The 12,007-nt window shown below is 38.8% G+C and carries 12 protein-coding genes; 5 read left to right on the top strand and 7 right to left on the bottom strand.

The genetic code is table 11. From position 1 onward, the window contains the following. Positions 1-18: 18 nt before the first annotated feature. Positions 19-645 (bottom strand): LysE family translocator, encoded by a 627-nt coding sequence (locus HYG79_RS13310; RefSeq protein WP_179242561.1) that lies wholly within the window; start codon positions 643-645, stop codon positions 19-21. A 69-nt stretch (positions 646-714) separates the two neighbouring features. Between HYG79_RS13310 and HYG79_RS13305 the strand changes: the two genes are divergently transcribed. Beyond that, positions 715-1,125: a Dabb family protein gene (locus tag HYG79_RS13305; RefSeq protein WP_179242560.1), complete on the top strand. Its 411-nt coding sequence runs from the start codon at positions 715-717 to the stop codon at positions 1,123-1,125. Between the two features lie 76 nt (positions 1,126-1,201). Here the strand turns inward: HYG79_RS13305 and HYG79_RS13300 are convergent, their stop codons facing one another. The 3 genes from HYG79_RS13300 to HYG79_RS13290 form a co-directional block, all read right to left on the bottom strand. After that, positions 1,202-2,245, bottom strand: a complete 1,044-nt coding sequence (locus tag HYG79_RS13300; RefSeq protein WP_179242559.1) for a quinone-dependent dihydroorotate dehydrogenase — start codon at positions 2,243-2,245, stop codon at positions 1,202-1,204. A gap of 76 nt (positions 2,246-2,321) precedes the next feature. Further along, complete coding sequence (locus HYG79_RS13295; protein ID WP_179242558.1) at positions 2,322-2,741, bottom strand: hypothetical protein; 420 nt, start codon at positions 2,739-2,741, stop codon at positions 2,322-2,324. Between the two features lie 30 nt (positions 2,742-2,771). Then, a complete protein-coding gene (locus tag HYG79_RS13290; protein WP_179242557.1) occupies positions 2,772-3,620 on the bottom strand; it encodes a hypothetical protein in 849 nt (282 codons plus the stop codon). Positions 3,621-3,686: 66 nt separating this feature from the next. Between HYG79_RS13290 and pepT the strand changes: the two genes are divergently transcribed. Next, a complete protein-coding gene (gene pepT, locus HYG79_RS13285) occupies positions 3,687-4,910 on the top strand; it encodes a peptidase T (RefSeq protein ID WP_179242556.1) in 1,224 nt (407 codons plus the stop codon). A gap of 182 nt (positions 4,911-5,092) precedes the next feature. On the opposite strand, the gene yajC is transcribed toward pepT, so the two are convergent. The 3 genes from yajC to nusB form a co-directional block, all read right to left on the bottom strand. Next, positions 5,093-5,383, bottom strand: coding sequence for a preprotein translocase subunit YajC (yajC, locus tag HYG79_RS13280; protein ID WP_179242555.1), 291 nt, complete (start codon positions 5,381-5,383; stop codon positions 5,093-5,095). Between the two features lie 111 nt (positions 5,384-5,494). Continuing rightward, a complete protein-coding gene (locus tag HYG79_RS13275; protein WP_179242554.1) occupies positions 5,495-5,965 on the bottom strand; it encodes a DUF1573 domain-containing protein in 471 nt (156 codons plus the stop codon). A 44-nt stretch (positions 5,966-6,009) separates the two neighbouring features. After that, on the bottom strand, positions 6,010-6,957 hold the full coding sequence (nusB, locus tag HYG79_RS13270; protein WP_179242553.1) for a transcription antitermination factor NusB: 948 nt from the start codon (positions 6,955-6,957) through the stop codon (positions 6,010-6,012). Between the two features lie 168 nt (positions 6,958-7,125). On the opposite strand from nusB, the gene HYG79_RS13265 reads away from it, so the two are divergent. The 3 genes from HYG79_RS13265 (at position 7,126) to HYG79_RS13255 (ending at position 11,935) form a co-directional block, all read left to right on the top strand. Continuing rightward, entirely contained in the window at positions 7,126-8,880 is a 1,755-nt protein-coding gene (locus HYG79_RS13265) for an ABC transporter ATP-binding protein (RefSeq protein ID WP_179242552.1), read from the top strand. A gap of 77 nt (positions 8,881-8,957) precedes the next feature. After that, a complete protein-coding gene (locus HYG79_RS13260; protein ID WP_179242551.1) occupies positions 8,958-9,326 on the top strand; it encodes a PUR family DNA/RNA-binding protein in 369 nt (122 codons plus the stop codon). A 95-nt stretch (positions 9,327-9,421) separates the two neighbouring features. Next, positions 9,422-11,935: a M14 family metallopeptidase gene (locus HYG79_RS13255; RefSeq protein ID WP_179242550.1), complete on the top strand. Its 2,514-nt coding sequence runs from the start codon at positions 9,422-9,424 to the stop codon at positions 11,933-11,935. The last annotated feature ends 72 nt before the right edge of the window (positions 11,936-12,007 follow it).

Below are 12,007 nucleotides of genomic sequence, written 5' to 3'. Positions count from 1 at the left end.
AGTATTTCAAAATTACCACTATTTATCCGATAAAAACAGATATATGGCAATACCAACAAACACGACTATTTGCATCCATTTAAGAAAAATACCAAGATTATTGTTTCTGGTAATAAATTCAGAAACCGTTCCCGATAAAACGGCAATGCCACTGAATATGATGGCAGAAACGAACATGAACAAAAAACCCAATACGTAAAATTGAAATACCGTTGATAGGCTGTCACTAAAGAGAAAGCCCGGAAAAAAGGCCAAAAAGAAAATAGTCACCTTCGGATTAAGCACGTTCATAACGAATCCCTGTCTAAAAAGTGATGCTGTACTTTTCAGGGGAACACCGCCCTTGCCCAAAACGAGCGAGGCATCGCTCGCATAAATTTTATACGCCAAATGTAGAAGATATACAGCACCTAATATTTTAATGATAAAAAATATCTTGGCGTTAGCCTTTATAATTGCGGAAACCCCAAAAGCCAATAAGGTGGTATGTACCAAACAGCCCGATATGAGTCCGGCAACTGTGGCCAATCCGTATTTTTTACCGTTGACGATGCTTTGTGTTAATACGTAAATATTATCAGGCCCCGGTGAAATGGCCAAAGCTGACGTAGCAATTACAAATGCGAGCAGAATTTCGTAGTTCAATACAACAGTTTAGAAGCGAAAAATACAAATTACTACATTTCATTTTCATATATTTCCAAAAAACATAGTATGAGAGTAACCACAACGTTTATTTTACTATTTGCCGTATCAGCAGGCATTTCCTGTTCCGATTCAAAATCCAATAACAAAACAAATGATTTGTCAACCATGAACGATTCCGTATTGCGCCACGTGGTCCTATTTAAATTCAAGGAAGGCACTTCCAATGACGAAATTAAAAAGGTAGAAGATGCCTTTAGCGCATTACCTTCAAAAATACCTGAAATCAAAGGCTACGAATGGGGCTTGAACAATAGTCCCGAAGGGTTGGAAAAGGGTTTTACCCATTGTTTCTTTTTGACTTTTAATAACGAAGCGGATAGAGAAGCGTATTTACCACACCCCGAACATAAGGCGTTTGGGACAGTACTCACCCCGCATTTAGATGATGTTTTGGTGATTGATTATTGGACAAAATAAATGTTGATGGTTGATGTAAACCTTTACTTTCAAACTCGATACTTTTCTTGAACTTTGAAATTATTCACAACCAACTTTATTTGCTCAATCCTTTTAAAAGTGCCTTATTGATTTTTTTGACCAAAGCAGGACCTTCATATACAAAACCTGTCCAAAGTTGTATTAAATCCGCACCAGCCTCCAATTTTTCCAAAGCGTCATCTGCGGAGTGTATTCCACCAACACCTATTATCGGAAAAGCCTTGTTGCTTTTTTCAGCCAAAAAACGGATAACATCGGTACTTCTTCGGGTCAAGGGTTTTCCGCTCAAACCACCGGCCTCCTCTAATAAGAGACCATGGGACTTCAAATTTTTTCGTTCAATGGTCGTATTGGTCGCAATGACCCCATCAATTTTAGTGGCTTTTACGATATCAATGATGTCCAATAATTGTTCGTTGGCTAAATCCGGAGCGATTTTTAAAAGGATAGGTTTTTCATTTATATTATTTCGCTTTGAGCATTTCCCGTTTTCCCTTTTTAGCTCCTTCAGCAAAGCCGCTAGCGGTTCTTTATCTTGCAACTCTCGTAAACCCGGTGTATTGGGGGAACTCACATTTACCACAAAATAATCTACATGGGGAAAAAGAGCATCAAAACAAATTAGATAATCTTTAACGGCATCGGTATTAGAGGTAAGCTTGTTTTTACCGATATTACCGCCTATCAACACTTTATGCTCTTTTTTGAGCTGCTCTACCGCTTCAAAAACACCTTTATTGTTAAATCCCATACGGTTGATGATGGCTTTGTCAGCCTTTAACCTAAACAAACGCTTTTTGGGATTACCAGCTTGTGGCTTTGGGGTAAGGGTACCTATTTCCACAAATCCGAATCCGAAATCGGACAGCTCATTGTATAACACGGCATTTTTGTCAAAACCGGCAGCGAGACCTACCGGATTTTTAAATTTTAACCCAAACACCTCTCTTTCCAATCGTTTGTCCTCTATCAAATAAAGTGCTCTGAACAAACCAGAAAAACCAATTTTGGAAAAAAATTTAATTGCTGAAAACGAAAAATGATGCACCTTTTCGGGGTCGAACAAAAAAAGTATGGGACGCAAAAGAACGGAATACATAGCAGTAAGTAAGTTTGTGCAAAAATACAAACTAGCACCAAACGGTATTCAACCAAAAGAAAAAAGTATTCAACAATTATTCCGGAGAACTTGGACGCACTACCTTAAGGGGTTTACGTAAGGCTTCCTCACATAGCTCTATGTAACGTTGATATTGGCGTTCATTAAAGATACCCAATAGTTTTTTATCGTACCCGACGGATATTCTGACCAGTTCCTGTTCTTTTGTCTTATATTTTTTGGCCAAGTTCGTGAGGTCTTCCTGCGTACTTTGGGGATGCTCATCCAACAGCAACTGTAACTGCTCCTCTATCAACTTATTCTTGATCGCCAGTTCTGCCTGCCAGGTTTCAAGTTGGGTTATCTGTTCTTCGTTCAATTGAAAAACCTGTACGATTATATCCTTGTCCTTGCCCCCAATACTTAGCGTACAATCTTGGGCGATCATACATTGTATCGAAAAACATAAAGCAATGCACAAAAGCCCTGTTTTCATTTCTTTATTTGGTTTACTTGTCAAATGTGTCTAAGGTAACAAAATATCATTGAGTTTGAATTTCATAAGCTTTACGGCTTTGTCATTTTCCAATAAAATTTCCAATCTCCAGGTATTCTGAGGAACCTCCCTTAGACTTATGGTACTTGTTGAACCCATGTTGCTATAGCCAAAATTCATTTTTTCATCCTTCTCATTATAAACCAATATCTCAACTATTTTTTCATTTGGGTCATCCTTTATGAATGTAAGCGATTCCTTGGAAGTTCCAAAACTGAACATACCCTCGAACATCGTGGTAAAAGCATCAAGGGTTTCTGCCATACCTTCGGGCAACGCACCTTCACTTTTCAATTTTTCAAGTTCTTTTTTATATTGTTTTTTATCCTCTTTTTTCAATCGGTCCATCTCTTCTTTATTCACAAGGGTAAGCTTTGCATCTGAAGAATGCCCCTTTAATATATTGGTATTATAGTTTTCCAAAAATTTATCAAAAACCACTTTACCCTTATTTTCAACCGTAGGGTTATAAAACTTAAAAGTTCCTTGAACCAAAGCTAGTTTTTTTGCGTTCCTGAAAGGAGCGTCCAACTTTATGGTAATATCGTTATCACTTCTGTAATCATCCCCAAAGAAACTCTCCTTTTTTTCAAGTATATTTTCCAAATCGTCTTTGGCCAATGATATTTCATGGATTTTAACTTGATTGTTCTCGTTAATCTTAATTCCGTTAATCGATGCTTCTAGTTCCAAAAAACTATCGTTTTGGTCTGAGTGGCGTTCTTCTTTGACACTTTTTATAAATAGGTTTACGTCTTGCGAAAAGGATCTTGAAACACTTAAAAGCATAAACAGACTAAAAAATAGTGTTGTTTTCATAGTATCTTCGATTGCGTATTGTTACCTGAAAGTATATAACCCTATTTTTGGACAAAAATTATATCGATGCAAAACATTATTGACCGATTCATTGGCTACGTAAAGATTGACACCCAGAGCGATGCCTCTTCCAAGACTACCCCAAGCACAAAAAAACAATGGGTTTTAGCACATAAATTGGTTGAAGAACTGGAGCAAATAGGTATGCAAAATGTCACTATTGACGAGAATGCCTATATCATGGCCACGCTGCCCAGTAATGTTGATCATGAAGTGCCTACCATCGGTTTCATTTCGCATTTTGATACTACGCCTGATTTTTCAGGAACTAATGTAAACCCTCAAATCATCAAAAATTATGATGGGAAAGATATTATCCTGAACAAAGAACAGAACATTGTGTTATCGCCGCAATACTTTGAGGATTTGTTGCTCTACAAAGGCCAAACCTTAATTACCACCGACGGTACGACCTTACTGGGAGCAGATGATAAAGCCGGAGTTGCCGAAATAATAACGGCCATGGAGTACCTTATTAAACATCCAGAAATTAAACATGGAAGAATTAGAGTAGGGTTTACACCCGATGAGGAAATAGGCCGTGGCGCACACAAGTTTGATGTACCGGCTTTTGGGGCCGAATGGGCGTATACCATGGACGGTAGTCAAATAGGCGAATTGGAATATGAGAATTTTAATGCGGCCGAGGCCAAAATGAGTATTTCAGGCAAAAGCGTTCATCCTGGCTATGCGAAGGATAAAATGGTAAATGCTATTGTGGTTGCCAATGAAATTGTTTCACGCCTTCCGAAAAACGAAGTACCAGAAAAAACTACCGATAGGGATGGTTTTTTTCATGTTCATCACATGAACGGTGAGATTGAAAATGCAGAAATTGAGTTGATCATACGCGACCATGACAGAACCAAATTTGAGGAACGAAAGCTACTCTTGGAACATATAGTTCAAAATCTAAATAAGAGTTACAACGACTGCATCACATTAAAAATACATGATCAGTATTATAACATGCGTGAAAAAATAGAGCCTGTTTTTCATATCGTGGAAATAGCAAAAGAAGCCATGCAGGCTATCGGAATACAACCCATCATAAAACCCATACGTGGCGGTACCGATGGTTCACAACTGAGTTTTATGGGCTTGCCCTGTCCCAATATTTTTGCAGGTGGACATAATTTTCACGGTAAGTACGAATATGTGCCTGTTGAGAGTATGCAAAAGGCGGTTAAGGTCATCGTGAAAATTTGTGAATTAACAGCAAAGAAATAGAGGCATGATCAAAAGTATATTCAGAATATGTCTTACAAGCAAAACAGTTGAGAAGAAAAATCTCCAGAATTGAAAAACACTTCCTGCGATAACACAGGGCAGGGGACTAAAATGATTGGTGTCGAAAATAAAAAAGCGCCAACTAAAAAGAGTCGGCGCTTTTAATCAGTTTTAGCAAAGCTCTATTTTTTTGCCGGGGGCGGGTTTAGTTTTTTACTCATTTCCATAGAAATAGCCGAGCGGTCGAACTTTAATTTACCTGCCATGGTTTCGATTACGCAAGATGAATCCTTGTCGTTCAATTCCATTATCTTGCCGTGCATACCACTTTTGGTAATAACCCTGTCACCTTTCTTTAAGGCCTCAGCAAACTTCTTTTCGTCTTTTTGGCGTTTCATTTGAGGGCGTATCATAAAAAAATAAGCCACGACAAATATTAATATTAACGGTAAAAAAGGATATTGTTCTAACATAGATCTTAATGTGTTTACTAGATAATCGAGGTTCAACGCAACGAGGCTCACCTCGATGCCTTAAGTTGCTCGTTTACAAAAGCCCTTGACGTATTTTACAAAAAACGTATTTTATTTTTTCATTGGGATAGAGAGTTGCTCCCCTTTTGGGTTCACAAAGGCTTTGATACGCAAAATTTCTTGACCTTTGGCCGTGTTGGCGGTAACTGTTACCTGTTTGGTGACCTGATTTTGTCCCGTTCCGTTGAACTTGACCAAAAGTTCCCCGGAATCCCCTGGGGCTATTGGTGTATTTTTTGGGAATTCGGGTACCGTACACCCACAAGTACTCTTTGCATCTGTAATGATCAAAGGTGCATCGCCCGTATTGGTAAAAGTAAATATGGTCTCTTGTGCAGCACCGTTCTCAATAGTTCCGAAATCGTGCTCAGACTTATCAAAACTCATTACAGGGAGACTTTTTGAAGCGGCGTCCCTTTCAGCTGCTACGGCAACATTGGTCGAATCTATCTTACTTGAAGCATTTTCTTTACAGGAAACTAAGGCAATAGCTGTAAATAAGGCTAAAAATGTTTTTTGCATGACATTCATTTTTTTATTTAGGTGCAAAATTAAGGATTATTTGCTTATAATAATCCACGCCCCATTTTTTTTAACTTACCGTTTGATTTATATTCTTTTACCAGTTTGTCCAAAACGCCATTGATGAAAATACTGCTCTTAGGTGTCGAGTATTCTTTGGAAATCTCTAAATATTCGTTCAAGGTTACCTTTTCGGGAATGGATGAAAAGTTCAACAGCTCACAAATGGCCATTTTTAAAAGAATTGAATCTATATCGGCAATGCGGTCATTGTCCCAGTTAGGAGTCTTGCCCTCAATCTCTTTTTCCCACTCGGCGTTGTTCAATAAGGTTTTTGAAAGTAATTTTTGGGCAAAATCAAGGTCTGCCTCATCCTTGAGAAGTTTGGGCAGGAAAAAATTCTCGTTTTGACCTGATTTTATATGTTTGAATTGTTTGAGCAAGAAAGTGTTTACAATGGGAATATCATCTACCCAAGTGAGCTTGTCATCTTCAAAATAGTCCTGTATTTTTTCATTGGGGGCGATAATGTTCTTGAACAGTTCTAAAATTACATTGCGGTCTTCTTCGTAAGAGTTGGTCTTTGACAACATGTAATCGTGGTATGCTTCGCTATTAATGGCTTCTTTGTAAATAATTTTGATGTACTCGTCGTTCAGGTACCAATTTTTCAGTTTTCGTTTGGAGAGTTCTTCCCGTAGTTTTTTGTTGTTTGAGATCTGTTTTAGAATCTTATTGTCAACGAACCTGTTTTTATCGGGATACTCATCGGAAGAGGTAGCCAAATATTTTTTAACGGAAAGTTGCAATTGCTTTTCTGCCATTTGATGAAGCTCGATAAAAAGGCTTAGCATCAAAAGATATAACGAATACATGTTTTGAATGCTGTAGTTCAAAAACTTTTCCTGTTTCTCCAAAGAGTCGTCCTTGGATTGTATCAAGGCGTAGATACATTGCATTACTTTGACCCTAATGTGTCTTCTCGTGAGCATTTAAAAGAACTTTAGCAACTTTAATAAAAATTTACTGGGCAAAAGTAGTACTTATTTTAAATCCGAAATGAGATAAACGGTATTATCTTATCAGTTTTATAACATTTGGTTAAGTGGCCTTAACCTATATTTGCACTAATCAAAAATTACCGCTAGCCTGCCAACCTTATGAAGGAACTCAAACACCTTAACAAATACTTTAAAAAATATTGGCTCAAACTCTTGATAGGCATACTCATAACCATTGTTGCGCGAATTTTTTCATTGGTTATGCCCAGTTACGTAAACAAATCGATAACCATAGCCGAAAAATATCTTTCAGGCGAAGAAACGGAGACCGTTGCGAGGCAATTGCTCACTGAGTATATTTTAATCATCATCGGGACAACCCTATTGGCGGCACTTTTTACTTTTTTGATGCGACAGACCATAATAAATGTATCACGTTATATCGAATATGACCTAAAAAACGAAGTTTTTGATCATTATCAATTTTTAAACCTCAACTTTTATAAAAGAAATAGAACGGGAGATTTGATGAACCGTATAAGTGAAGATGTGACCCAGGTGCGATTGTATGGCGGACCGGCGGTCATGTACGGCATTAACGCCCTAACCCTATTTGCCTGTTTAATACCGTTGATGTTTATCAAGGCCCCGACCATAGCATTGTATACGGTTGTGCCGTTTCCCTTGCTCTCGTTTCTTATCTATAAAATCAGTAAAATAATCCACCGAAAAAGTACTAAGGTCCAAGAGTTTCTATCAAACCTTTCGACATTTACCCAAGAATCCTTTTCGGGAATCTCGGTCATCAAAGCCTATGGTTTAGAGGGTGTTACCAACAAAGAACTCAAGGGTTTGGCTTTGGAGGGAAAGCAAAAGAGCGTTGACTTGGCCAAGGTAAACGCCTGGTTTTTTCCTTTAATGGTATTATTGATAGGCATCAGTAATATTTTGGTCATATACATTGGCGGCAAACAATATATTGATGGTGAAATAGCATCTATCGGCATAATCGCCGAATTTATTCTTTATGTGAACATGCTTACCTGGCCCGTAGCCATTGTAGGTTGGCTGACTTCAATCGTACAAAGGGCCGAAGCGTCGCAAAAAAGAATAAACGAGTTTTTGCAAGAGCAGCCCCAAATTAAAAATGAAGTATCACAACATACACCAGTAAATGGTAAAATAGAGTTTAAAAATGTAACGTTCACTTACGAGGATACCCATATTACGGCACTTGACAATATTTCTTTCATTGTCGAACAAGGGCAGACCGTCGCCATAATTGGAAAGACGGGGTCGGGAAAGTCAACTATTTTGGATTTGATCGCGCGGCTTTATGATGTTACTTCGGGTGAGATTTTAATCGATGGCAAACCCATCAAAACCTTAAACCTAAAAAGCCTGCGAGAAGCTATCGGAGCCGTACCGCAGGATGCTTTTTTGTTTTCTGAAAGCATTGAGGACAATATCAGGTTTGGTAAAAATGAAGCGACCAAAGAAGAAATCGTGGCCGTGGCCAAAGCAGCGGTCGTACACGAAAACATCGTTGGCTTTTCCAAAAAGTACGATACCGTTTTGGGTGAAAGGGGCATTACGCTGAGCGGTGGCCAAAAACAGCGTGTTTCCATAGCCCGCGCCTTGTTGAAAGACCCACAGATATATCTCTTTGATGATTGTCTTTCAGCAGTGGATACAGAAACCGAAGAGGAAATTTTGAATAATCTCAAAAAGGCATCCAATCAAAAAACCACCCTTATCGTAAGCCATAGGGTATCATCGGCCAAAAATGCGGATAAAATCATCGTTTTAGAGAATGGTAAAATACTACAAGAGGGAACGCACGACGATTTGAACACCGTAAACGGATATTATAAAGAGCTATATTTGAACCAACTATCGGAGAAAGAAAACTAGAAAAATGTTGTGACATTCCCTTTTTTTTTTCATTTTTGATAGAATATTCAGCAACTTACTAACAATAGATTAAACAAATGAGCGACAAAGATTTAATAGATCAGGAAGAAATTTATTCCAAAGTTTTACGTGCGGGGAGAAGAACTTATTTTTTTGATGTTAGAAGTACAAAAGCTGGAGACTACTATTTGACCATTACGGAGAGTAAAAAATTTACACACGAAGATGGCTCTTTTCATTACAAAAAACACAAAATCTATTTATATAAAGAGGATTTTGAAGGCTTTAGGGAGCTTACAGAAGAAATGATGGATTACATTATAGATGCCAAAGGCACCGAAGTAATCTCAGAAAGGCACCAAAAGGATTTTAAAAAAGAAGAGCCTAACGAGAATACCGAATCATCAGAAGGTAGCTTTACCGATGTAAGTTTTGATGATATCTAAAGAATTATCTTAAAAAAATGATAACGACCCTTATAAACAAGGGTCGTTTTTTATTTTTATACCACATACATAAATACTTTTTTAACTAAACCAACATGAAAAAAATACTATTTCTTTTAACTGTTACGATTAGTTTGAATGCCTACGCCCAGGAAAGTGTAGGTTTGGACTATTATTTGCCCCAAGACGTAACATATGACGAAAGCATTCCCACACCAAAATCAATACTAGGGCATGAGGTTGGCGAATGGCACGTAACCCATGACAAACTCATGTTTTATATGCAGACTTTGGCAAAAGCTAGCGACCGCATCACCATTGAGAATCGTGGGGAAACTTTTGAAGAACGGCCCATATTGTTGTTGACCATTACCTCGCCTAAAAACCATCAAAACATAGAACAAATTCGACAAGAGCACGTCGCCCTAACCGAAAACGGAAGCATTTCTACCGATATAGATAATATGCCCATAGTTGTCTATCAAGGATTTTCTATTCACGGTAATGAACCCAGCGGTTCCAATGCCGGGTTGGCCTATGCCTATCATCTCGCCGCAGCGCAGGGCCCTGAAATTGAGGAATTATTGAATAACATGGTAATTTTATTGGATCCGTCGTTTAATCCCGACGGGCTGCAACGTTTCGCCTACTGGGCCAACACAAATAAGAGCATTCAGTTAAACGCCGACCCCAATGATAGGGAATATGACGAAGTTTGGCCAGGCGGTCGCACCAATCATTACTGGTTTGATATGAACCGTGACTGGCTACCGGTACAATTACCGGAAAGTAGGGCACGAATTGAAAGCTTTCACAAATGGATGCCCAATATTTTAACGGACCACCACGAGATGGGAACCAATTCCACTTTCTTTTTTCAACCAGGGGAACCAACACGCGTACATCCATTGACCCCAAAAATAAATCAGGAGTTGACCGCAGAAATAGGCACCTATCATGCCAAAGCGCTTGACAAAATAGGCTCCCTGTATTATTCGGAAGAAAACTATGATGACTACTACTATGGCAAAGGCTCTACCTTTCCCGATGTGAATGGCAGCATAGGTATTTTGTTCGAGCAAGGCAGCTCTAGGGGGCATATTCAAGAAAGTGAAAATGGTATATTGACTTTTCCGTTTACCATACGCAATCAATTTACCACAGCGCTATCTACGATAGAAGCGGCCAAGAACATGCGGTCCAAAATACTACGATACCAAAGGGATTTTTATACCTCTGCCGCAAAAGAAGCAGCAAAAAGCAAAACAAAAGCCATCATTTTCGGGGATGCTAAAGATGCTGCAAAAGCATGGCATTTGGCCGAAATCCTCAACAGGCACAAAATAAAGTTCCATGAGCTTTCCAACGATGCCAAAATCGACGGAAAACCATTCAAAAAGGAAAGTAGCTATGTAGTGCCCATGAATCAAAAAAACCATAGGCTCATAAAGGCCATGTTCGAAAAGCGAACCACTTTTACCGACAGTCTTTTTTACGATATATCGGCTTGGACCTTTCCGTTAGCTTTTAATATAGATTATACCGAAAGTACCTCTTTGACAAATGCTGGCCCGGAAATAACCGATTTTCAACCCTTAAACGGCCGTGTAGACCAACAGAGCAACTATGCATATTTGTTCGAATGGCATGAATATTACACCCCTAAAGCCTTGAATACCATTACGCAGAAAGGCATACGGGCCAAAGTAGCCAAATCCCGATTTACGCTGCAGGGCAAGACCTATGACTACGGTACGATTATGGTTCCGGTGCAAAACCAAAACATGAATGCCACTGATCTGTATACCTTTTTATCTAAAGTTGCCCAAGACAGTAAAATTCAGATAACGGCAGTGGGTACAGGACTTACCAAAGGCATTGATTTAGGAAGTAACGATTTTGACCCAATCGGCAAACAAAAAGTGGCCATGCTGGTAGGCGAAGGCATACGTTCCTATGATGCCGGGGAGATTTGGCATTTGTTCGATACACGTTATGATATGAAAATAACAAAGTTGGACACCAAGGATTTTCAACGGACAGACCTAAGCAGTTATACCGATATAATCATCCCTAGTGGTAGATTGGGCAAAAGCGAGGCAAAAAAATTAAAAGAATGGGTAAAGGATGGCGGAACCCTCATCGGCTATAGAAATGTAGCCAATTGGCTGAATGCCAACGATTTTCTAAAGTTGACGTTCAAAAAAGACACCTTGGTTGCCAAAAATATATCTTTTGAGCAACGAAACGATTTTAGTGGTGCCCAAGTAACCGGAGGTGCTATTTTCGAGGCGAAACTGGACCGATCCCACCCTATCAATTTTGGATATTCCAAAGACCGTTTGTCCTTGTTTAGAAATACCAATATTTATTTGGAGCCGGAAAAGGATAGCTACGATAATCCGATTCAATACACCAACAACCCATTACAAAGCGGGTATATTTCCGAGGAAAATCTGGAACTCATAAAAAACAGTGTGCCGTTCAAAGTAGATCGTATGGGCAAAGGGCGTGTAATCCTCTTTACTGACAACACCAATTTTAGGGCATTTTGGTACGGTACCAACAAATTGTTGATGAATGCCATTTTCTTTGGTGGGCTGATGTAACAGGATTTCAAAAATTAGAAGGTATAAAAAAATCGAAATAAATAAGCTTAGATTCTAGTGGTTTTCAATTTT

This window comes from Costertonia aggregata, assembly GCF_013402795.1.
Lineage (GTDB): Bacteria > Bacteroidota > Bacteroidia > Flavobacteriales > Flavobacteriaceae > Costertonia > Costertonia aggregata.
Note: the sequence above shows the minus strand (reverse complement) of the source record. Positions and strands in the feature narration are given on the sequence as shown.

What these genes read in the sequence shown, in the direction of transcription:
- HYG79_RS13305 (WP_179242560.1), top strand. Translation starts at nt 715, where the DNA reads ATGAGAGTAACCACAACGTTTATTTTACTATTTGCCGTATCAGCAGGC.
- HYG79_RS13300 (WP_179242559.1), bottom strand. Translation starts at nt 2,245, where the DNA reads ATGTATTCCGTTCTTTTGCGTCCCATACTTTTTTTGTTCGACCCCGAA.
- HYG79_RS13295 (WP_179242558.1), bottom strand. Translation starts at nt 2,741, where the DNA reads ATGAAAACAGGGCTTTTGTGCATTGCTTTATGTTTTTCGATACAATGT.
- HYG79_RS13290 (WP_179242557.1), bottom strand. Translation starts at nt 3,620, where the DNA reads ATGAAAACAACACTATTTTTTAGTCTGTTTATGCTTTTAAGTGTTTCA.
- pepT (WP_179242556.1), top strand. Translation starts at nt 3,687, where the DNA reads ATGCAAAACATTATTGACCGATTCATTGGCTACGTAAAGATTGACACC.
- yajC (WP_179242555.1), bottom strand. Translation starts at nt 5,383, where the DNA reads ATGTTAGAACAATATCCTTTTTTACCGTTAATATTAATATTTGTCGTG.
- HYG79_RS13275 (WP_179242554.1), bottom strand. Translation starts at nt 5,965, where the DNA reads ATGCAAAAAACATTTTTAGCCTTATTTACAGCTATTGCCTTAGTTTCC.
- nusB (WP_179242553.1), bottom strand. Translation starts at nt 6,957, where the DNA reads ATGCTCACGAGAAGACACATTAGGGTCAAAGTAATGCAATGTATCTAC.
- HYG79_RS13265 (WP_179242552.1), top strand. Translation starts at nt 7,126, where the DNA reads ATGAAGGAACTCAAACACCTTAACAAATACTTTAAAAAATATTGGCTC.
- HYG79_RS13260 (WP_179242551.1), top strand. Translation starts at nt 8,958, where the DNA reads ATGAGCGACAAAGATTTAATAGATCAGGAAGAAATTTATTCCAAAGTT.
- HYG79_RS13255 (WP_179242550.1), top strand. Translation starts at nt 9,422, where the DNA reads ATGAAAAAAATACTATTTCTTTTAACTGTTACGATTAGTTTGAATGCC.